Annotated in this window: 21 protein-coding genes; 11 read left to right on the forward strand and 10 right to left on the reverse strand. The window is 66.9% G+C overall.

Annotated features, from left to right (window positions below):
- Positions 1-122: 122 nt before the first annotated feature.
- From ACFYRX_RS02020 to ACFYRX_RS02040, 5 genes are all read right to left on the reverse strand, one after another.
- Positions 123-806 carry a transglycosylase SLT domain-containing protein gene (locus ACFYRX_RS02020; protein ID WP_389095750.1) on the reverse strand — a complete coding sequence of 228 codons (684 nt, stop codon included), beginning with the start codon at positions 804-806 and terminating at the stop codon, positions 123-125.
- A gap of 389 nt (positions 807-1,195) precedes the next feature.
- Positions 1,196-2,521, reverse strand: a complete 1,326-nt coding sequence (locus ACFYRX_RS02025) for a PhoH family protein (protein WP_389095752.1) — start codon at positions 2,519-2,521, stop codon at positions 1,196-1,198.
- Positions 2,522-2,832: 311 nt separating this feature from the next.
- Positions 2,833-3,606, reverse strand: a complete 774-nt coding sequence (locus ACFYRX_RS02030; protein ID WP_389095754.1) for an isoprenyl transferase — start codon at positions 3,604-3,606, stop codon at positions 2,833-2,835.
- 897 nt (positions 3,607-4,503) lie between these two features.
- Positions 4,504-5,292, reverse strand: a complete 789-nt coding sequence (locus ACFYRX_RS02035; protein ID WP_389095756.1) for a methyltransferase domain-containing protein — start codon at positions 5,290-5,292, stop codon at positions 4,504-4,506.
- Positions 5,293-5,374: 82 nt separating this feature from the next.
- Entirely contained in the window at positions 5,375-5,938 is a 564-nt protein-coding gene (locus ACFYRX_RS02040; RefSeq protein WP_389095758.1) for a dihydrofolate reductase family protein, read from the reverse strand.
- A gap of 79 nt (positions 5,939-6,017) precedes the next feature.
- Here ACFYRX_RS02040 and ACFYRX_RS02045 point away from each other — a divergent pair, with 79 nt between their 5' ends.
- Positions 6,018-6,386 (forward strand): DUF192 domain-containing protein, encoded by a 369-nt coding sequence (locus ACFYRX_RS02045; RefSeq protein WP_389095760.1) that lies wholly within the window; start codon positions 6,018-6,020, stop codon positions 6,384-6,386.
- 38 nt (positions 6,387-6,424) lie between these two features.
- Here the strand turns inward: ACFYRX_RS02045 and ACFYRX_RS02050 are convergent, their stop codons facing one another.
- From ACFYRX_RS02050 to ACFYRX_RS02060, 3 genes are read right to left on the reverse strand one after another with little or no spacing between them, the layout of a single operon-like run.
- Positions 6,425-7,465: a type VII secretion system-associated protein gene (locus ACFYRX_RS02050; RefSeq protein WP_389095761.1), complete on the reverse strand. Its 1,041-nt coding sequence runs from the start codon at positions 7,463-7,465 to the stop codon at positions 6,425-6,427.
- On the reverse strand, positions 7,465-7,605 hold the full coding sequence (locus ACFYRX_RS02055; protein WP_389095763.1) for a hypothetical protein: 141 nt from the start codon (positions 7,603-7,605) through the stop codon (positions 7,465-7,467). Before ACFYRX_RS02055 ends, ACFYRX_RS02050 begins: the two co-directional genes overlap by 1 nt.
- Entirely contained in the window at positions 7,602-8,168 is a 567-nt protein-coding gene (locus tag ACFYRX_RS02060) for an SseB family protein (RefSeq protein ID WP_389095765.1), read from the reverse strand. Before ACFYRX_RS02060 ends, ACFYRX_RS02055 begins: the two co-directional genes overlap by 4 nt.
- A gap of 280 nt (positions 8,169-8,448) precedes the next feature.
- Here ACFYRX_RS02060 and ACFYRX_RS02065 point away from each other — a divergent pair, with 280 nt between their 5' ends.
- From ACFYRX_RS02065 to ACFYRX_RS02080, 4 genes are all read left to right on the forward strand, one after another.
- A complete protein-coding gene (locus ACFYRX_RS02065; RefSeq protein ID WP_389095767.1) occupies positions 8,449-9,156 on the forward strand; it encodes a hypothetical protein in 708 nt (235 codons plus the stop codon).
- Between the two features lie 260 nt (positions 9,157-9,416).
- Entirely contained in the window at positions 9,417-9,737 is a 321-nt protein-coding gene (locus tag ACFYRX_RS02070; RefSeq protein WP_389095769.1) for a hypothetical protein, read from the forward strand.
- Positions 9,738-9,801: 64 nt separating this feature from the next.
- Positions 9,802-11,208, forward strand: a complete 1,407-nt coding sequence (locus ACFYRX_RS02075) for a hypothetical protein (RefSeq protein WP_389095771.1) — start codon at positions 9,802-9,804, stop codon at positions 11,206-11,208.
- A gap of 86 nt (positions 11,209-11,294) precedes the next feature.
- A complete protein-coding gene (locus tag ACFYRX_RS02080) occupies positions 11,295-12,614 on the forward strand; it encodes a S8 family serine peptidase (RefSeq protein WP_389095773.1) in 1,320 nt (439 codons plus the stop codon).
- Positions 12,615-12,657: 43 nt separating this feature from the next.
- Here the strand turns inward: ACFYRX_RS02080 and ACFYRX_RS02085 are convergent, their stop codons facing one another.
- Both ACFYRX_RS02085 and ACFYRX_RS02090 read right to left on the reverse strand, forming a co-directional pair.
- Positions 12,658-12,876: a DUF397 domain-containing protein gene (locus ACFYRX_RS02085; RefSeq protein ID WP_389096877.1), complete on the reverse strand. Its 219-nt coding sequence runs from the start codon at positions 12,874-12,876 to the stop codon at positions 12,658-12,660.
- An 8-nt stretch (positions 12,877-12,884) separates the two neighbouring features.
- Positions 12,885-13,736, reverse strand: a complete 852-nt coding sequence (locus tag ACFYRX_RS02090) for a helix-turn-helix domain-containing protein (RefSeq protein WP_389095775.1) — start codon at positions 13,734-13,736, stop codon at positions 12,885-12,887.
- 162 nt (positions 13,737-13,898) lie between these two features.
- Between ACFYRX_RS02090 and ACFYRX_RS02095 the strand changes: the two genes are divergently transcribed.
- The 6 genes from ACFYRX_RS02095 (at position 13,899) to ACFYRX_RS02120 (ending at position 20,152) form a co-directional block, all read left to right on the forward strand.
- Positions 13,899-14,210: an ATP-binding protein gene (locus ACFYRX_RS02095; protein ID WP_389096879.1), complete on the forward strand. Its 312-nt coding sequence runs from the start codon at positions 13,899-13,901 to the stop codon at positions 14,208-14,210.
- Between the two features lie 229 nt (positions 14,211-14,439).
- On the forward strand, positions 14,440-14,769 hold the full coding sequence (locus tag ACFYRX_RS02100) for a hypothetical protein (RefSeq protein ID WP_389095777.1): 330 nt from the start codon (positions 14,440-14,442) through the stop codon (positions 14,767-14,769).
- 58 nt (positions 14,770-14,827) lie between these two features.
- Positions 14,828-17,119, forward strand: a complete 2,292-nt coding sequence (locus ACFYRX_RS02105) for a hypothetical protein (RefSeq protein ID WP_389095779.1) — start codon at positions 14,828-14,830, stop codon at positions 17,117-17,119.
- A gap of 2 nt (positions 17,120-17,121) precedes the next feature.
- Positions 17,122-17,772, forward strand: coding sequence for a hypothetical protein (locus tag ACFYRX_RS02110; RefSeq protein ID WP_389095780.1), 651 nt, complete (start codon positions 17,122-17,124; stop codon positions 17,770-17,772).
- Complete coding sequence (locus tag ACFYRX_RS02115) at positions 17,769-19,055, forward strand: hypothetical protein (protein WP_389095781.1); 1,287 nt, start codon at positions 17,769-17,771, stop codon at positions 19,053-19,055. Before ACFYRX_RS02110 ends, ACFYRX_RS02115 begins: the two co-directional genes overlap by 4 nt.
- Positions 19,049-20,152: a hypothetical protein gene (locus ACFYRX_RS02120; RefSeq protein WP_389095783.1), complete on the forward strand. Its 1,104-nt coding sequence runs from the start codon at positions 19,049-19,051 to the stop codon at positions 20,150-20,152. Before ACFYRX_RS02115 ends, ACFYRX_RS02120 begins: the two co-directional genes overlap by 7 nt.
- Positions 20,153-20,160: the final 8 nt, after the last annotated feature.

Consider the following 20,160-nt stretch of genomic DNA (forward strand, 5'->3'; position numbering starts at 1 on the left):
ACCGTCCTCTTCCCCCGTCTCTGGCCACCACTCCCCCTGGAGTCGTCGATGCGACCGTACAGGGCAAAAGCCCCTCCCCGTAGGACGGGGAGGGGCTTCGCGAGGTTGAGTGCGGGGCGCGCTCAGTACCAGTGGTTGGCCTGCCAGAAGGACCAGGCCTCACACGGGCTGCCGTACCGGCTGTCCATGTAGTTGAGGCCCCACTTGATCTGGGTGGCCGGGTTGGTCCGCCAGTCGGAGCCGACCGACGACATCTTGGAGCCCGGCAGGGCCTGGAAGAGACCGTAGGCACCGGAGGAGGCGTTGACGGCCGTGTACTTCCAGCTGGACTCGTGGTCCACGATGTTGCTGAAGCACTGGAACTGGCCGCTCGGCACCATCGAGGCAGCCATCGCCTGGATCTGCGCGGTGGTGTACGAGCTCTGCACCGGGAAGCTGGAGGAGCTCCTGCTGGCCTTTTCCTTGGCCTCGGCGCGCTCCTTGGCTTCCTTGGCCGCCTGCTCGGCGGCCTCCTTCTTCTCGATCGCGGACTTGGCGGCGGCCTTGCGGGCCGACTCCTCCGCGACCTTCTTGGCGCTCGCGTCCGCGGCGATGGCCTGGGTGTCGGCCTGCTGCGTGAGGGACGCGGTCTGCACCTGAGCCTGCTGGCCCGCGGGAATGTCCGCGAGCAGCGTCGTGTCGGCTGCCGTCGCCTCGGCGTCGTTCGGCTGCGCGACGCTGCCAGAGGCAACGCCCACGACGCTTCCGACTGCGGTGACTGCCGTGGCCGACGCCACTGCGAATCCCCGGACCGAAATCGGGCTCACACGGTTTCCTTCCAGCATCGCCCGCTTCGGTGACCCTGGCGGACGCAATCGTGCCCCTGCGCACTGGCCTCCGTACTGCGGGGTCACGGGAGGCGCGGGCCCGGTGGGCAACTCCCTTGCGGGGAGCGCCGTGTGGAACTCGGGCGGCATACGACGTCGACTATGGAGTTTGCTGTGGTGCCGTACCGCTGGGGGTACAGGTGTGTCGTATGCGGGGCCTGACAGGAGTGAGACTCTGCCGTAACCCGACGCCGGGTGGCAATTCTGGGTTGCGTGTGAAAGCTCACATCCCGTTTGACGCCAGTGATTTCGAGAAACAGCGACACGCGAAGGCGCCGCCCGGATAGGCTCTTGGCCTTTCCGGACGGCGCCAACTGGCGGGTACTACCTCAGATTTGGCCGTCTTCGAGCATTTCGGTCACAAGGGCCGCGATCTGGGACCTCTCGGACCTGGTCAGCGTGACGTGGGCGAAGAGGGGATGTCCCTTCAGCTTCTCCACGACGGCGACCACACCGTCGTAGCGGCCGACCCGCAGATTGTCCCGCTGGGCCACGTCATGGGTCAGAACGACCCGTGAGTTCGCGCCGATCCGGGACAGAACGGTCAGCAGGACGTTCCGCTCCAGGGACTGCGCCTCGTCCACGATCACGAACGCGTCGTGGAGCGAGCGGCCGCGGATGTGGGTGAGCGGCAGCACTTCGAGCATGCCGCGCGCGGTGACCTCCTCGATGACCTCGCGGCTGGCGACCGCGGACAACGTGTCGAAGACCGCCTGTGCCCAGGGGCTCATCTTCTCGGACTCGGAGCCCGGCAGATAGCCGAGTTCCTGCCCGCCCACCGCGTACAGCGGCCGGAAGACCATCACCTTCTTGTGCTGGCGGCGCTCCAGGACCGCCTCCAGACCCGCGCACAGCGCGAGCGCCGACTTGCCGGTGCCGGCCCGGCCGCCCATCGACACGATCCCGATGTCCGGGTCGAGGAGGATGTCCAGCGCGATGCGCTGCTCCGCGCTGCGGCCCTTGATGCCGAACGCCTCCCGGTCGCCGCGCACCAGACGGATGTTGCCGTCGGGCGACACCCTGCCGAGCGCCTTGCCGCGCTCGGAGTGGATGGTCAGCCCCGTGTGCACGGGCATGTCGGAGGCCTCGGGGACGTAGACGTGGCCTTCCTCGAAGAGGATGTCCACCTGCTCGCCCGGCAGGGTCAGTTCGGACATTCCGGTCCAGCCGGAGGAGCCCGTGATGGCGAGTTCGGCGCGGTACTCCTCAGCGAGGAGACCGACCGAGGATGCCTTGATCCTGAGCGGGAGGTCCTTGGAGACGACGGTGACGTCGAATCCCTCGGCCTGCAGGTTGCGGGCCACCGCGAGGATGCGGGAGTCGTTGTCCCCCAGGCGGTAGCCGCTGGGCAGCACGCTGGGGTCCGAGTGATTGAGCTCGACACGGACGGTCCCGCCGAGTTCCCCGATCGGGATGGGGGCGTCGAGGCGACCGAACCGGACCCGGAACTCGTCGAGCAGGCGCAGGGCCTGCCGGGCGAAGTAGCCGAGTTCGGGATGGTGCCGCTTGGCCTCCAGCTCGGTGACCACGACGATGGGGAGCACGACTTCGTGCTCGTCGAAGCGGTTCAGGGCGTTCGGATCGGCCAGCAGAACGCTGGTGTCGAGAACATAAGTGCGCCTGTCAGGCATACGGCGCTTTGTGCTGGTCACCACGGAAGGACGTACCCCCTCGGATGAGGTCGGGGAGCGACGGAGTGGAGCTGGACCGGTCCACGGCCACGATGCACGGGCCGAAAACCGGCCCTCCACTGCTTCTTCCGCGCTGTTGCCGCACGGTCGAGCTGGTGCAAAGGGCCTCCCGGGCGGACGGCCCCGTGCCGTCCGCTGAGATCCGACACCCGTGGTTCGGGTGTCGACCTGCTTGGCTTATGCCCTCGAACATGCGGTGCCATGCCATCGCGTAGGGCGGCGCCCTGGTGAACTCCTTGTTACTTCCGCCCCAAAGGGGGTAGTCCCGCGGTGCCTCAGCCGCCGTAGCGGCGGTGGCGTGCCGCGTAGTCGCGCAGCGCGCGCAGGAAGTCGACCTTGCGGAAGGCCGGCCAGAAGACGTCACAGAAGTAGTACTCCGAGTGAGCCGTCTGCCACAGCATGAATCCGGACAGCCGCTGTTCGCCGCTGGTACGGATCACCAGGTCGGGGTCGGGCTGGTCACCGGTGTAGAGATGGCGGCCGATCGCGTCGACGGAGACGGACTCGGCGAGCTCCTCCAGGGAGGTGCCCTTGTCGGCGGCGTCCAGCATCATCGAGCGCACGGCGTCGGCGATCTCCTGGCGACCGCCGTAGCCGATGGCGACGTTGACGAGTATTCCGTCGACGTGGGCGGTGGACTCCTCCGCCTCCTTCAGCGCCGTCTGCATCGGGGAGGGCAGCAGGTCCGGGGTGCCGACGTGGTGGACCCGCCAGCGGCCGTCGGCGGCGAGGGTGCGCACGACGTCCTCGATGATGCCGAGGAGGGGACCGAGCTCCTCCGGCGGACGGTTGAAGTTGTCCGTCGACAGCAGCCAGAGGGTGACGACCTCGACGTCCGTCTCGGTGCACCAGCCGAGGAACTCCTCGATCTTCTCGGCACCGGCGCGGTGGCCGTCGACGGGTGTGGAACCTGCGGCCTTCGCCCAGCGTCGGCTGCCGTCCACGATGACGCCGATGTGCTTGGGCACCTGAGCGTGGTCCAGGTGGCCTTCCACCCGGCGTGCGTAGAGCCTGACGAGCAGGCCGCGCAGCTTGTCGCGCAGGTTCACGTGAAAGTCAGCCCCTTTGAGATGGCGGTCCCCGCGGCTAGAGCGTACCGGGGGTTCCGGGTGCCGGCCGTGGGGGGCCTGTCTTGTTCAACTGTGGGAAGCCCGCCTGTTCCTGGGCGGATGGGGGGCGTCGACGGCCGGTCTCGCCCGCGCGGCGGGGCCGCGTACGGAACCGACCCGCACCCTGGCCCCCGGAGCGAGTACCCCGGCGGCTCCTGTCATGCACCCACGCACGCGCCCGGTCATGCACCCGGTGATGCGCTCGGTCACGCGCACAAAAAACGGGCCGGTCCGTGGGGGGGATACGGACCGGCCCGAGGGGGGGTTTCCACCATAACCCTTCGTAAGTGATGCCGCGTGCATCGGCGTGCCACAACTACTCTCCGGAGTCGGACGGCGACGGCCCGGTGGCGGCCTCAGGGCCTGTTCATGAGGGTTTCGTGGCCGAATCACGGCGGAATCATGGGGTCGTAGGCATCGCCCGCGCGGGTGACTCCGGGTCGGAACGTTTCTTTGACGCCGGGAAGTGGGCGCGGCACCGCGCAGCCCCCTCCTCTGCGCGGTGCCACCGCGCAGCTTTGCTGGCGCGAATTGCCTCGTCTTGAATTTACGTCAATAGCGACCAGGATGCGAGCCGCCTGGGATAACGATGTGGATACCCGGTGAAGGCCATGGATATATGGAGCAGATCGACCGGCGATGCACCTGTTGTCCGATTTGCGGGCATTCGTGGATGCCCTGGCCGTGAAGGTAAGAGTCGTATGAGAACGGACGGGACATCTGACGACAAGGGTGGCCGTACCTCCGGCCGTCATGGACGAGTCGGCAGGTGAAGTGCGTGGAGCCGAACCAGAGTTGACGATCGGGAAGGTTGCGTGCGGACCGCACGGGTGAGCCTCAGCTGTGCGGCCTGCGGGCCTCGACGAGGTGACGGCTGCTGTGGGCGACGAAGGGCCCCTCGGACTCGATCCGCTCGTGCAGGGCCCGGAGCCGGAGCATGTACTCCTCCACGGTGAAGCCGGGGACCATCCACACCACCTTGCGCAGGAAGTGGACGACCGCGGCGATGTCGTGGAACTCGATCCGCAGCCGCTCGGCGCGCAGGTCGACGATCTCAAGTCCGGCGGCTTCGGCACGGACGCGTTCCTGATCGGGGTGACGGTCCGAGCTCTGCGCCTGCGGCAGCGGGCCCAGGAAGTACTCGACGAGCTCGAAGACGCTGCGCGCGCCGACGTGCTGGGCGAAGTACGTACCGCCGGGCTGGAGCACGCGGGCGATCTCCGCCCACTGGGGGTTGACCGGGTGCCGACTGCTGACCAGGTCGAAGGTGCCGTCGGCGAAGGGCAACGGCGCGTCCTCCGGGGTGGCGACGACCACGATGCCGCGCGGGCGGAGCAGCGCGGTGGCCTTGGCCGCGTTCGGCGGCCAGCCCTCGGTGGCCGCGGCGAGCACGGGGGCCTTGACCCCCTGGTCGAGGGCGAAGGCCATCACCTCACCGCCGCCGGTCTGGATGTCGAGCGAGGCGGCGGCCCCGGCCAGCCGTCCGGCCAGCGAACGCGCGTACCCCCACGAGGGCCGCGCCTCGGTGGCCCGCCCCTCGAACCACGAGAAGTCCCACCCCGCGGTGGGTACGGCGGCGCCCTCGGCGACGAGGTCCTCGAACGTGTGGGGGTGCAGGGAGGTCATCGACTGATCGTGACAGGAGGGCCTCGGTGGGCGCCGCCCATTTTTTTTCCGGCCCGGCCCGGCGAAGCACCGGCCGACTCCGCTACTTCTCCGGCTCGTACCGCAGCAGCACGACTCCGTTGCCGAAGGTCCGCGTCTCGACGAGCCGCAGCGAGGTCAGCGTGTCGGCCCGCGGGAACAGGGGGGTGCCCCGGCCGGCGAGCACGGGGTGGACGTAGATCCGCAGCTCGTCGACGAGGCCGTACCGAAGGAAGGTCTCCGCCAGACCGGCCCCGGACAGTCCGAGATCACCGCCCGGCTGTTCCTTCAACGCCCGGACCTCTTCCGGTACGACCTCCCGGGCGACGGTGGTGTTCCAGTCGGCGTGCGTGAGGGTGCGCGAGTAGACCACCTTGGGGAGCTCGCGCCAGATCGGGGCGAACTCGGTGACGGACGCGGGGGCGTCGGGGTCGGCGTCGGCGGTGGGCCAGTAGTCGGCCATGAGCTCGTAGACGACCCGGCCGTGAAGCAGCCCGCCCATGGCTCTGACCGTGGCGTTCATGTGCGCGTGCAGCTCGTCGTCGACGCGGTGCCAGCTGATGTCGCGGTCGGGGCCCTCGATGTAGCCGTCGAGAGACATCCCCATCATCAGGACGATTTTTCGCATCGGACACCTGACCTGAGCAGGAGAGAGAGGATCAGTCCCACGGTACCGGCAGACGGCATGACGAGGAGGTGGCTCCGGGATGGGGCGCTGGCAGGACGGCCGGGGAGAACTGATCGTGCACGGGGAGCGGCAGACCCCCGCCGTACCGCTGGAGATCGCGAGCTCCTACCGGGCCCGGACAAGGGGACTGCTCGGACGGGACTCCGTCGACGGCGCCCTCCTGCTGTCCCCCGCGGGCAGTGTGCACACGTTCCGCATGCGGTTCCCCATCGACGTCGCGTACCTCGACCGCCGACTCCGTGTGATCGCCGTACGCACGATGAGGCCGGGACGGCTGGGGCTGCCGCGGGTGCGGTCGCGGCATGTGCTGGAGGCGGAGGCCGGGGCGATGGAGGGGTGGGGGGTGCGGGTGGGGGTGGGGGTGCGGGTCGAGATGGTCGTGGAGTAGGACTGCCGCCGTTCTGGTCGCCGCCCGGACCGCCGACGTCAGCCGAACGCGCTCACGGCGAGATCGGCCGACGGGATCCAAATGCTCGGACGGCTGCCGGGGTTGATCGACACCAGGCAGCCGTACAAGCCCTTGGCGAGCTCTCCCCCGTTCATCGCCCGCACCTGCCCGCTGTCATCCGGTACGTACTGGGTGCTGGTGTAGACATCCAGGAAGCGCTCGCCGTCATCGCCTTGGTGGAAGCGGAGTTGCTTGCCGTCCGCTTCGACGGAGACCAGCAGAGTGGCTTCGCGAAAGGTCCCCAGGAGTGCCTCGGGAGAGCCACGGCGTGCACGAAAGGCCTGCAGCGTGCGTTCCACCTCGTTCTCCGGGGCCCGGTACCGCAGTGCGGTGAGGGTGGGTTCGTACCCGGGATTGATGTGGAAGTCGCCGATCTCACCGTTCTCGTCGATCGGCCAGCCGCCCGGCTTTCCGTGCTCCGGGATCTCGCCGTGCGGGTTGGTGTAGGCCGGGTCGATGGCGAAGATCGCCCTGCCGGGCTGCCGCCGGGCAGACACCCGTATGTCCTCGGTCACCTCCGGGGGGAGGATCTTGGGGCCACGCAGGGGGATCACGGGGTACACGTGGATCTTGAGATCGCGTGGTCTCAGATCCCACTTGCCGTCGCCGACGATCTCATCCGCGAGCGCGGCCTCGCTGGGAGCCTCCATCCATGGCCCGGGCAGCGCCCGCCCCGGAAACGGGTACCCGCCCCGCGCCACCATCTCGGCCAACGCCTTGGTGGGAGCGAGCCCCCGCGCCCTCGCGGACCTCATCAGCCCGATCCAGAAGCTGCTGCTATTACTGGCATGGTGGCCGAGTTCGGGGCGAACGATATATCCGACGGCTCCCTCCGCGTCCGATGCGTACAGGGCCCCCAGAATCCCCTCCATGTTGGCCACCACGACATACTGCACGGGGCCGTTCGCCTGCTCGGGATAGTCATCGACCCCGCCGGTCAGCCGTACTTGCAGGTCATCCGCCAGCCGGGAGAAGGGCCTTCCCTCGGCGTGTTCGTCCGGCCTGTGCTGCTCGCTCATCAATGGATCTTTCTGCCGAAGCCACGCCCGACCGCGCCCCCGCCGACCATGCCGACGCCCTGGAGCTCCTCGATCGTCTGGTTGATGCCCTTGGCGGCCTGCTTGAGGACCTCGGGGTCCGCTCCGTAACCGTCGCTCACGCTTCCTCCGCGCTCCGATGCCTGATCCCTTGCCTGATCCCTGACGTCCGGTCGATCGCGCTCGGATGCCTGGCCCCTGGCCTCCGGTCGACGAGATCCACCGCCACGGAGTCCGGCACGATCCCGGACAGGGGAGGCAGCAGGAGCGGCCGGACGCCCCCTACGTCGACCGCCACGCCGATGGCGGCGCGCGTCTCGGCGACTGCGGCGGGTACGGCGACGTCGAGCAGCCTGGACCCGAGCACCGTCCAGTGGCGGATACGACCGCTCCCCCACCCGGAACCGGTCCCCGACCCGAGACGGGCACGCGCGAAACGCTCCAACTCGGTGGTGGAGGTGAAGGCGTACAACCAGCGCACGCCGTCCGATTCACCGGAGCACATCGCCTCGTCCTCGGCCAACGGCACGTACAGCGCCGCCGCCCGGAAGGCCGCCAACAGCCGGTCGCCGTCGCCCTGACCGTCGTACAGGTCATGGATCTCGGCTGCCAGCGTGGCCCGTTGGCCCCTGCCCAGGTCGTCCGCCGGACCGTGCGCCGGGTCGTCGGCCGTGTCCACCGTCATGCGTAGTCACTCCGTGGCCGACATGTTGATGCGCGAAAGCACACCACGTTGATCGTGTGTCAGTCCAACCGGGTGCGACGGGTAGGACAGGTACGACGGCTACGGCATGAACGGCGAGGCGTGCCGCGAACTCGTGTGCTGCCAGCGGGGGTTGCGGTGGGGAACTCGCGAAGTCCCTTTGGAGTGACGGTTCTTGTAGTCAGCCGTACGGGTGAGGCCAGGGGCCTCTTTGAGTAGCCGTACTCATGCCCGGGCTGCCGCGTGAACCGACACTTCGAGCATGAAGCGACGTAGCAGGGAAAAGACCCGTACAGGCAGTACGGCGCTGGTTGTCCTCGGGACGCTGTGCGCCCTCGCCCTCACCGCCTGCGGCACGGAACGTGCGGGCGACGGCGGCACGAAGGGCGAGTCCGCCGGAAGGGCCGGGGCCGTTTCGGCCACGCCCCTCCCAGAGGACTCGGTCGAGCCGAATGACACCGAGGGGCCCGACTTCCTCCCCTTCATGCAGCACCTGCTCGCCCTCGCGGAGCCGTGCATGAAGGATCTGCCCAGTGCGGCCCCGGAGGTGTCCGAGGACGGGCCGGAACCATCGCAGTTCACCGGCCCGCCGCCCACCCTCGTGCCGGAGGACGAACCCCGGCCCACCGCGGAACCCCGGGACCCCTCGGCCGCGGCCCAGGAGACGGAACTGGGTTCCCCGGAGAAGTGCGAGGCCCGCATCCACAGCCGCCGCATCACCAAGGCCCTGGCGGACACCCCGACCCCGTCACCCCAGCAGGTCCGGCAGACCCTGCACGACCTCGGCTACATCGACGAGCGCATCCACGGCCCGCGGCGCTCCGGGGACACGGTGAAGTTCACCCTCGACCTACGGCTGTTGGGAGGCGAGCTGTGCCTCGACGGCACGACCGGTTCCGGCGGGACCGTCGTCGAGTCGTACGGCGGCTCTCAGGAGGTCGAGTGCCTGGAGGTGCGGCGGCGTCACTGAGCGGGCGTGCTCCCCAGCTCTATGTGAAGAACGTGAGCCAGGCTGATCTCGATCTCGCCATCGGCATCGGCCGATGTTCTTTCTGTCAGCGGGCGTAACTAGAGTGGTACTACACGGGCTTGGATACGCCAGCTGTCGTTCGGTGATGGCGTTCCGCGAACGGGGTGAGGTCGGCCGCGGGGCACGCGCCTGATGAAGGCGGCCGGGGTCTCGGCCGCCGGCGGTGCGAGCTGGGTGCGGGTAACAACGGGGAGCTGGGCATGGCTGAAGAAGTAAGCGTCGATCTCGACGAGTTGGAAAAGACCGTCGCCGCGCTGAACCAGGTACTGAGCGGTCTCGGCAAGGCGGGCACGGACACGGCGACCAACACCTACCTCCCGCCGGGCGCCCTCGGCACCGGGTTCGACGAGGCGCACAAGCTCGCCGGCGCGCACGACGAGATCAAGACATACATCGAGGACGCGGTGAGGTACCTCAACACCGTCATGGACGAGTTCGGGCGGAAGACGAAGTACACACACGGGGCGTACCAGGACACCGACTACGAGACCCAGGCGAGCTTCCCGAACGCGGGACAGTAGGGGTTCATGGACGGGGTACGGGCCGAGATGCGCGGTAACAGCGGTGACGAGGGGACACGGGGACATGGCTGACAGCGACGGCCAGATCGACTACGACTACACCGAGATGAACATGTGCTTCAACGAGAAGCACACGACGAACTTCGCGCTCGGCAAGAACATGGACGAGATGAAGGCCATGCTTCGCCACGCGCGACCGGACCTCGTGACAGACGTCGCCAAGGGTTGGTCCGGCCTGTCTGCGCAGCTGGCCTCCATCCAGGAGGAGTTCGAGAAGGAGGTCACCCGCATCCAGGCCCACTGGACGGGTGCGGCCGCCGACGGATTCGCCGCGAAGGCCAAGCAGGTCAGCAAGAGCATCGGCAACACCGCGAAGTACGCCAGCCACACGTCGATCGCGATGACGAACGTCGGCGCCGCGCTGGGGCCCATCAAGGACGAGGTCCTGGCGATGGAGAAGCCGGGGCGGGTGGCCAGCTTCTTCAACAGCGCAGGCGACGGCTTCACCGGCAACGACGCCAACATGAGGAAGGACGTGGCCGCCGGGAAAAGCGCGCAGGAAGCCCTCGACAACAACCACGACGACCTTTCGGCGGGGCGTGAGGCGCAGCTGAAGATGGCCTCCAAGATGGAGACCTTGGGAGCTGCGTACAACTCGCAGGCCATGGCTATGGGCAGTTGGGACAAGCGGCCCAGCGTCGGCGAAGAAGGCGACTATCCGCGCGACCCTGGCGGCATTGCTCCCACACCCGTCGCCACGCCAACTGCCCGCACGTCTCGAATCTCGAAGAGTGTGTCATCGAGTTCAGCACGGACTGGCCAGACAAGCAGCATCACTTCGTCGAAATCTGTTGCTTCGCCTTCAGGTATCACCGGTGGTGCGCACAAGGCGACTACGCCACCGCGAAATGTCGGCACAGCGATTGATGGTATTTCAACTGGTCACACCGGAGCATCCCCCGTTGGTGGCACCGGAATGGTCGGCGGCGGAGCTGCTGGTGGCAGCGGCGTCGGCGGCTCCGGCTTCGTAGGTGGTGCGATCGGCGGGGCGGCTGGAGCCGGTGCGGCTCGCGGCATGCTCGGCCGCGTCGGTGCTGGTGGTACGGCGGGGCGCGCCGGGGGCGTAGACGGTTTCGCTGGAACGGGTGGCGCCAGGGGCGGTGCTGCACGTGCCGGAGGCTTGCCTCGCGAGAGTGGCGGCGTGGTCGGCGGAACGCCCAAGGCCGGTGCGGGAGCGGGCGCGGGCGGTAGGGGCACCACTGGCGGTTCGGGCCTGCACAACAGCCGTGGTGCGACAGGTAAGGGAGCCGGCGCGGTCCGCAAGGGGGGCGTTGCGGGTACCCCCGGGGGGCGCACCGGTCGCCGAAAGGAAGACGAACAGCGCGAAGGCGAGCGTCCCGACTACCTGGTCGAAGACGAAGAAACCTGGACCCCGCAGCGTAACGTGGCACCTCGAGTCATCGAGGAGTAAGCGGCACGGCATGCCGCAGTTGGTAGGAAGGTGCGGGGATGCATCGCCAATAGCGTCCCCGCACTGACCGTAGAGAGGACACACGGATGAGCTACACCCGCGCATTTCGCACAGTAGGCTCTGGCGTATTTGCCGGGGCACTGCTGTTTTCCTCTGCTCCACTTGCGGCCGCAGATCAGACCAGAGATGACCAATGGGCCTTGGACGCGCTCAACGCTGAATCCGTGTGGAAGATTTCCAAAGGTAGCGGCATCACAGTTGCTGTCATTGATGATGGCGTAAACGCCAACCACATTGACCTTCAAGGAAATATCCTCGAAGGAAAAGACTTCATGGACGGAGGGAGTCCGACCCCAGATGCCGGTGACGATCATGGCACTGCAATGGCGGCCATCATCGCAGCGCACGGTCACGGCACGAACGACGGCGTAATCGGTTTGGCGCCGCAGTCCAAAATTCTGCCAATCCGCGATTTCGGCATCGAGGGGCCAGGACTTTCCGTATCCATTCGATATGCAGTTGATCACAAAGCGTCCGTTATCAATGTATCGCAGTGTTTTAATTCCACCTCCCAGGAGGAGCTGGACAAGGTTTCGGACGCTGTGACTTATGCTTTGAGTCACGATGTCCTAGTCGTTGGCGGGGCAGGCAATGAAGCAGACAAAGGCAGCAAGTGCTACCCAGCCGCTTCACCTGGCGCGTTGGGCGTCAGCGCCGTGAAGAATGACGGACTCATCTGGGAGGGGTCGAATTCCGGAGATTTTGTGTCATTGGCAGCCCCTGGCACCAACATCGTCTCGGCCAAAGGGATCGGAAACGCCTACGTCAGCGGGACTGGTACTTCTGATGCGACTGCCTTCACCTCTGCTGCAGCGGCACTGCTCCGATCCAAATTCCCCGACCTGACAGCAGGCCAGATCGCCAACCGCCTCGTGAAGACCGCGACGCTCCCCGACTCCGAGAAGAGCCTGCCCGTCCCGGACAAGAGCTACGGCTACGGCATCATCCAGCCGCTCGCCGCTCTCAAGGACAACATCTCGGCCGGCTCGAAGTACGGCCCGCTCGCTGTTCCGGAGTCCTTGAAGGAGAAGTCGGCCGCTGCTGCACCCGGTACATCCGATGAGGAACAGGCACAGGCCGATCGGAAGGCGACGATCATCTGGGCTGTCATCGGTGTTGTGGGCCTGGCCGCCATCGGTCTGATCGTGCTCTTGCTGGTCAAGCGATCCAGGCGAAACATGAACAACAACGGCGGCCCCGGCGGCACTGCGGCCTCTCCTCAGTACGGCCAGCAGCCCTACCCGCCGCAGCAGAACCCGTACCAGCAACCGGTCTCGTCGCAGCAGCACAATCCGTACCAGCAACAGCAGACCCCGCCTCACGGCCAGTGGCCGCCCCAGCAGTAATCACAGGTTCGGCCACGCCGACAGCCCTGGGGAAGCAGGCGGATCAGCCTCGGAGCCTCGCGAACCCGGTGCCATCGGGGTGAGCCTTCAGAGCTTCTATGAAGGGATTGAAGGCTCCAGTCGGGAAGGTAAGGGTTGCCCGGGTCCGGGCCTTGGAGTCGCGGATGGATATACGGGTGAGGCGAGTTGCGATCTCCACGCAGGCATTGCCTTCGCCGCCACCGGAGTAGCTCGACTTCCGCCAGGTATCGGGTGTGGTCATGATGTGGCTCACAGCTCCTTGGCCAACGTATGGATGAAGTCACGCGATCCTTTGGGGTCGAGTGACACGCCTTCCAACCTACGGAAGAGTGTTCGGAATCGGCTCAGTTGAGCTGTGGCATCGATCAACGCAGTTCCGTGGGGGCCATCGCGCACAACGGTGTCCAATCTGGGGACTGGGCCGCCCACATACACCATGGCGCCTCCAGCACCGGCGAACTCGTCCAGGTCGAAGGGGATCACACGGACGCTGACGTGGTCGGCTTCGGACAGCGCCAGGATTCGAGCGAGCTGGGCACGGGTTGCAGAACGGTCGCCGACTCGGATACGAAGTGCCGCTTCATGGATCACCGCCTCGTACGGGGTCGGGTCGGAATGCTCGATGATGGCCTTCCTCTTCATGCGGTGCTCCACCCTCAAGTCCACCTCACTCTGCGGGAACTCGGCATTCACGTAGGAGAAGAGCGCTCGGGCGTATGCCTCGGTCTGCAACAGACCCGGCACATGCAGGAAGTCGACGTCCCATCGATGACTCGCGTGATGTTCCAACTCGGCGAGATCCAAGTAGGGCGTGGGCAAGCGTTCTTGGTACTCCTCCCACCAACCGCGCGTCCGATCGGTCGCCATGGCTACGAGGGCATCGATCAGTGCTGTGTCTGAGCAGGCATAGTTGGCGGCCAGGTGGCGTAGCCGCTTCTCGCTCACACCCGCGAGGCCCGTCTCGATCTGACTGATCTGTGCGGAACTCACCCCCAGGGCCGCCGCCGCCTCACGGCCCGTGATGCCGGCCGCATCGCGAAGCCTGCGCAGCTCGGTAGCCAGTCGCATCTGACGTGCCGTCGGCTCACGCCTCAGTGCCATCGCGTGCTCCTCTCAACGCGCCAACGGGCGCGACTCGTTCGGGGTCAGATTACGCGACCGGCTTGCAAAGTATAGAAATCAATACCAACCTTGAGTGACGCGACGCACACGCTACGGAACATCGGGATCCCGGAAGTGCACCGCTCCGTCCTGCCACGACGGCTGCGGCAATGCCACCGCCCGCCACTCGTAGATCCCCCTCTCGCCCACCACCGAGTCGGAGTTGCCACCCGCCACATGGAAGGGCCCGCTGCTCTCAGGGTTCGGTGGTCGGCGGACGTGTTGCGCATCGGAGCGTGGGATGCCGACCCCGAACCACCCGAGCCACCGCAGGAGTTCGAACTGATCGGAGAGGCAGAGCAAGGGAGAGGCCTGGCGTTGGTGCGTGCCTGCGCCGACCTGTGGGGGTGGCAGCCGTTGGCACGGAACGGCAACCGGGGCAAGTACGTGTGGTTCGAACTGGCCGCGGCCTAGCCCGTCTGTGAGGTGAGCTCTCAGCACTCCGAGAGGCGAGCGACAGCTCATCAACGGCCGACTGAAGCGCCAGCAGGCGTATCCGGGGGAACCTCATCTTCTGCGCACGGCCATGCCCGGACGGCGGCCGAAAACCTTCTACCTCGGCAAACCGCAACGAGGTCGGCTTGATCCTCTTACTGTAATCTCACCCTCACTGGCGGTGTCACGGGGTGAAGAGGAGCAAACCATGCCAGGCGGTACGGACGTTGACAACCCGGAATCGTTGAAGAAGGCTGGGAACGGGGCGGCGGAGATCGCGGGGGATACGCGGATCGCCGGCAACCATCCACTCGACGAGACCCGTTCGGCGGCCACGGACTTCAGCGCCGACTGGAGCGGCGGGTTGGGCGCGGCGCTCAACAGTCTCGCGTCAGTCTGGTCCCTCCAGGTGGACGGGTTGGTCGGCCGGTGCCGGGATCTCAGCACCCGGTTCGGCACCACGGGTGGCAACTATGTAGAGGTCGAGTCGGTCAACACCCAGACCGTGAAGTCCGTCCAGCCGTCGCCCTTCGGCTGAGCGGAAGCGCGTTCCAGCCAGCCTTACACGACCAACTTCACGGGGAGAAGTCCGGCCGATGCCGACGTACGAGCAGCTCTACCACCTCAAGCTTGGCAACCTCAAAAGCGCCGCCGGCCGGTGGGCGGAGACCTCCACCAAGTTCAAGGGCCTGCACACCTCTTTCGGGGAGCGGGTGGAACGGCCGTACAAGGACGCGGGCTGGCGGCAGCCGGTCATGACCGCCGCGTATGCGGGGACCAAGACCACCGAGGCCAAGCAGGAGTTCGAGGACGCCGGGATCGAGGCCAACAGCGTCGCCAAGATTCTCAATGACCTGCATACCAAGCTCGCGGCCTACCAGACGGAGTTGCGTGAGTGCGCGGATGTGCAGGCCAAGAACAAAGGTCTGCACGTCAGCGCCAAGGGGGAGGTCACCGCGCGCCACGACCTGTCCCAGGACAACGGGGCCCGCCACGACCCGGACGCCCAGGACCTCATCCGCCGGCAGCAGGCCGACATCGACGCCATCGTCGCCAAGCTGGAACGCATCCTTCAGAAGGCCACCGACGCCGACGAAGAAGCCTGCTACGCGCTGAACAAGAACCTCGGCGGCGACAACGCGAACTTCAACGACAGCGTCTACACCTCGCTCAACGACGCCGACGCGGCCCGCGATTCAGCCCGTGCCCTGGAACTGGCCCGCAAGGGCAAGGACATGACGGACCAGGAGCTGACCGAGCTCAACGCTCTCCTCGAAGAGCATCGCAACGACACCACCATCACCCCTGACGGCAAGGGGGGTTTCAAGGCGGTCAAGGACCCCCGCTTCGCCGAGATGTTCGCCACCGGCCTCGGTCCCAAGGGCACGCTGGCCTTCTGGTCCGAGATGGCCGACCCGGCCGACAACTACTACGGCCGCACCGATGAGCGCGAGAAGCTCCTCAAGGACCTCCAGAATCAGCTCGGCACCACCCTCGGCAACGCGACCCAGTCCGACAGCAAGGCCATGGCGGACTGGAAGCACGACATAATCGAGCTCGGACCGCAGCGCCTTGAGATCGACGCCGCGGGCAACCCGTACGGATTCCAGGTGATGAGCAACCTGATGCGCAGCGGGGAGTACGACAGCGACTTCCTGCAGAGCTACGGCAACGCGGTCATCAAGGCCGAGAAGCCCTGGAACGACGGGGACGCCAGCCATGGACTGGGGCTGGACCGGCTCTGGACCGGCACCCTCAACAGCGGCGACCTCAACTTCGGCTCCGAGAACGACCGCGGCAACGACCCGATGACCGGCTTCCTCGAAGCCCTCGGTCACAACCCGGAGGCGTCGGCCGAGTTCCTCTCCGACGACAAGCACTTCGACTACCTGGTCGGCGGCAGCGAGGACCCCAAGTCCCGCGACTGGCCACACGACACGGCATTCGGCGGCGACCGCGACAAGATCGCCGGCTACGACTCGCTCGGCCATGCCCTTGAGTCGGCCACGATCGGCCGGTCGTACGGATCCGAGGTTCCACCGCTGCACCGGACCACCGAAGGCGCGGCCGTCATGGACCGTCTCGTCACGACCTACGGTGACCATCCGGAACTCATGCACGAACGAGCCGGTATCGAGGACAGTCTCAGCAAGGTCGGTGCCGCGTACATCGATGACCTGAACAACGGGGTTTCGGACTTCGGCGATCGCAACGGCGACGCGCGCGACCCCCTGTACGACACGAAGGGGCAGGCTCACGCCGAGATCTCCCGGAGTGACGCCCTCGACTTCCTCTCGGTCATGGGACAGAACGAGGACACCCACGCGGCGATGTCCCAGGCACAGCAGGCGTACACACTCGGCGTTCTCGACTCGACGCACAACATGACCGAAGCCGGGTCCGCCGTGAGTACGGGCGCCCAGATGCAGGGCGTACTCGATGATTCCCGGATGAAGCAGATCGAGGCGGACTTCGCGGGTGACGCAAAGAAACAGCAGGAAGAGCTCGGTAAGTCCACCGAGTGGATCAAATGGGGTACTGGCGCCGTCATCGGAGGTGCGGTCGGTATCGCAACCGGAGGCACAGGCGCGGCAATCGCGGTTCCCCTGGCTGCGGAAACCGTTGGTGGAGCGTTGGAGACCTTCGTGGGTCAGCGGATCGACGACACGGCCGAGAAGTACGAGATGAACGCCAACGACACCATCAACCAGGCGCAGGACAAATACACCACCACTGGGGAGAGCCGTGCGGCCCTCCCGATCACCGCCTACATCACGGCGCACGGAATCGAGGAATATTCAACTCAACATCGACAGCTCACGGAGGCGGCAGCGGCTGGATACGACCGAGGCAAGAGTTCTCGCACGGCCTACACGGAGGACGACTAGGCATGGCGAAGCGTAGGACACTCGCCCGCACCGCGGCCGCCTTGCCGCTGCTGGCCCTGGCTGCGGTGGGTTGCTCAAGCGGGACTGACGTGGAGGAGAAGACATCGGTCCCGCAGCTCGCCAAGGAAGTCTGTGACTCCTCTCTGTCCCCGGCGGCGAGGAAGGATTTCGAGAAGCTCTTCGCCGGAAGAAAGGTGGAAGAGTCGTCGTACAACAGCGGTCTCGCGAACGCTGCCGATGAGCTGAAGCAGGCCAAGGGCACCGATGTGAAGGCGTGCGGAGTGGTTCTGTCCGACACGACGGATCGCGGGATGACCATCGAGTTCGGCTGGTCCTACGGTCCCTGGAGCCCTTCTGACGCCTCCGGCATGGCGTTCTTCTCCGTGGCCGACAGGGCCTTCTCCAATGGGCGGATGGCCTACGTACTCGTCAAGTGCAGCGCCTCCGTCCCGAAGCTCAACCCCGACGAGGAGCACTACCTTCTCGCCAGCATGACCGGTCCGGACTCGAATCTCCCCCTGGCCGAGCGCCAGAAGCTCCAGGTCTCCGTCCTCTACCCGGTGCTGCGGAAGATGGCCGAAGTGGTGGGGTGCAAGGAAGCGGCAGACCTTCCCGCCTCGCCGACGCTGATCCCCGCGACCGCACCGAAATGATGCGGGTACCACAGCGGTTCCGCAGAACGCTGCTCACAGCGCTGCCGCTCGTCCTGATCGGCGGTGGGGTAGTTGTCGCCGCCCTCGATGGCGGTGACGGTTCCGGCGGCGGTGGCCACGCGGCGGCCAACCGGGCGCAGTTGAAGCGTGCCTGTGGTGGGCTGTTGCCGTATGAGGAGCTGAAGGGGCTCGTTCCCGACGAGGTCGCGGGTGAAGTGGCCCAGTACGGCACCCTGCTGGAGCCCGGGCAGGCGAGTCGCTCGCTGGTGAATTGTGCGGTGACCTGGCCGGGGCATGGTTCGGCGCGAGTGCGGGCCGTCCCGTTGATCTCGCCGTTGCCGATGTCGGTGGAGGTTGAGGAGGTCGCGGCCGGCGGGGGTGACGAGGAGTACGAGGTACCCGGCCTGACCGGAAGAGTCGGAAAGGATACGTCGCCCTGGATCATCGCCGAGTGTCCTGGCGGGCTCGACGGCCAGGTGCGTGCAGTGCAGGACATGTATGTCATGGCCGAGGTTGATCTGCCCGTTCCCGGCAAGGGGGAACAGGCGCGGAACCTCACGGGTTTCCGGACCGCCGTTCAGGTCGCCAATGGGATCACCGCGCGGCAGAAGTGCGGGGGGACCCCGCTGGCCGTACCCACCCGGATCGTCGACACCTACGAGGAGCACACGGTCGCGGACCCGGACAGCGTCGACGGTGAGACCACACGGGTCGAGAAGCCGGGGCTGGGGGCGAGGAAGTGCCGTGGGCTCTCCAAGCGGTCGATCTTTCCCGGGACCTGGGTTGCCACTGGTGACCTGCAGGACTCCCGGCTGCTCAGCGTCTGCACCGCCACGCTCATGGATCCCGACGACCCGACCGAGCCCGTCCCGTCGCCGGAGGACGGCACCATCGCCGATGTGTCCGCGGCGAGTTGGGCCGGACCGCTCAGTTCGGCCGCGGTGGACCAGTACGACATCACGGACCGCACCTTCGACTCCACGGAAGAGCGGCGCACCACGGCCTTCACGGACGGTGCGGATCAGCTCGAACTCACCTTCTGGTCCAGGTCGACGTGCACCGCGGGCAACACCTATCACCGTGTGGCCGTCTACAGGCACGAAAGTAGTTACGGCTACGACGAGCAGGACACCTACGAGCGCACGCTGACCGAGGCGGAGCGGAGCGAGCTCTCGCGCGACGCCCGCAAACTCATGGACGGTTATCTCACCGACCCCGACGGCTGGCCCCGGCAACAGCGTTGCCATGACACCGAGTTCCTCGGGGAGGTACAGGGATGGTGACGAGGCGGATCATCCTGCGGACAGCGCTCGCCCTGGCGGTTACGGTCGCTGGTGTTCTCGGTTATCTGGACGTGCACGGGGACTTCCAGCGCTGGAGCGACAACTCGGCGCTCGACGGCGCCTGTGACGGTCTCCTCGACCGGGACGTGGTGCGCGGAGTTCTCGGGTCCGGGGAGGTCGAGGTCCACGACCGGGGTGACGGGGACCTGGTGGCGAAATGCCAGGTGGATGTCGACGGTGGCGGCTCCGCCGAGGTCAGCGTTCTCGACACCGCCTCCGTCGCGGGGAGCAGGGACTCCCTCTACCGGGCGAACCTCTCGGACGTTGTCTCCGTACCGGTGGGACATGGCTGGTCAGGTCTCTTCGGGGCGGACATGGAGGATCCGAAGGATTCCTTCGACTCACCGACCGAGCACGCGACCACGAGCCTGGTCCTCGACTGCGTCGAGAGCAGCCAGGTCGATGGCCTGTCCGTCACCGTCAGGACCAAGCTGCGCGACGCCACGCTGGACAATCCCGCGAACCGGCCGCAATACGCCAGGATCGCCACGTCCACCGCGGCAAGGGTGTCGGAGAAGCTGGGCTGCGGGGCCAAGATCGGAAAGGACGTACGGCGTCTCGGTCTGCCCGTGTCCGAGGACGAGTACGAGCCGCTCCGCACAGCGGGCGGGACGTGCTCCGGCATCCCCACCGCGCGGGGGGTTTCCGTCGCCACCGAGACGGACCGTGGGGGTGCGCCGTACGAGATCTGCCGGCTGGCCGACGCGGACGTCAGTACGCGGTACATCCTCAGTGCCCGGTTCGGCCCTTACGCGCAGGAGGCGTACGCCGATTACCAGGAGCGGAGCTATGGCGAGGGCATGCCGTCGCCCGACATCCCCTCCCAACAGCGCGATGCCGACGGCCCGGTCAGCTGGTCGACGGCCAAGTGCCCGGACGGCGTAGCCCTGTTCACCCTGCAGGCCGCCGGCGATCGGGGCGTTGATCGCAAGGACACCGCGGAGTCACCGGGCTTCGCCTACGAGCGTGCCGCGCTCGGGGCTTTCGCCGAACGCTCGGCGGAAGCCCATAGGTGTTCTGCCCCGGCGGCACTCTGACCCGCAGC

Source organism: Streptomyces sp. NPDC005374 (genome assembly GCF_042872225.1).
In the GTDB taxonomy this organism is placed as follows: domain Bacteria; phylum Actinomycetota; class Actinomycetes; order Streptomycetales; family Streptomycetaceae; genus Streptomyces.

Bases quoted from the DNA above. Each gene is read 5' to 3' on its own strand.
- ACFYRX_RS02040 (WP_389095758.1), bottom strand. From the start codon at position 5,938: ATGCGAAAAATCGTCCTGATGATGGGGATGTCTCTCGACGGCTACATC.
- ACFYRX_RS02100 (WP_389095777.1), top strand. From the start codon at position 14,440: ATGCCAGGCGGTACGGACGTTGACAACCCGGAATCGTTGAAGAAGGCT.
- ACFYRX_RS02110 (WP_389095780.1), top strand. From the start codon at position 17,122: ATGGCGAAGCGTAGGACACTCGCCCGCACCGCGGCCGCCTTGCCGCTG.
- ACFYRX_RS02075 (WP_389095771.1), top strand. From the start codon at position 9,802: ATGGCTGACAGCGACGGCCAGATCGACTACGACTACACCGAGATGAAC.
- ACFYRX_RS02060 (WP_389095765.1), bottom strand. From the start codon at position 8,168: ATGACGGTGGACACGGCCGACGACCCGGCGCACGGTCCGGCGGACGAC.
- ACFYRX_RS02065 (WP_389095767.1), top strand. From the start codon at position 8,449: ATGAAGCGACGTAGCAGGGAAAAGACCCGTACAGGCAGTACGGCGCTG.
- ACFYRX_RS02090 (WP_389095775.1), bottom strand. From the start codon at position 13,736: ATGGCACTGAGGCGTGAGCCGACGGCACGTCAGATGCGACTGGCTACC.
- ACFYRX_RS02035 (WP_389095756.1), bottom strand. From the start codon at position 5,292: ATGACCTCCCTGCACCCCCACACGTTCGAGGACCTCGTCGCCGAGGGC.
- ACFYRX_RS02070 (WP_389095769.1), top strand. From the start codon at position 9,417: ATGGCTGAAGAAGTAAGCGTCGATCTCGACGAGTTGGAAAAGACCGTC.
- ACFYRX_RS02085 (WP_389096877.1), bottom strand. From the start codon at position 12,876: ATGACCACACCCGATACCTGGCGGAAGTCGAGCTACTCCGGTGGCGGC.
- ACFYRX_RS02105 (WP_389095779.1), top strand. From the start codon at position 14,828: ATGCCGACGTACGAGCAGCTCTACCACCTCAAGCTTGGCAACCTCAAA.
- ACFYRX_RS02080 (WP_389095773.1), top strand. From the start codon at position 11,295: ATGAGCTACACCCGCGCATTTCGCACAGTAGGCTCTGGCGTATTTGCC.
- ACFYRX_RS02115 (WP_389095781.1), top strand. From the start codon at position 17,769: ATGATGCGGGTACCACAGCGGTTCCGCAGAACGCTGCTCACAGCGCTG.
- ACFYRX_RS02045 (WP_389095760.1), top strand. From the start codon at position 6,018: ATGGGGCGCTGGCAGGACGGCCGGGGAGAACTGATCGTGCACGGGGAG.
- ACFYRX_RS02120 (WP_389095783.1), top strand. From the start codon at position 19,049: ATGGTGACGAGGCGGATCATCCTGCGGACAGCGCTCGCCCTGGCGGTT.
- ACFYRX_RS02050 (WP_389095761.1), bottom strand. From the start codon at position 7,465: ATGAGCGAGCAGCACAGGCCGGACGAACACGCCGAGGGAAGGCCCTTC.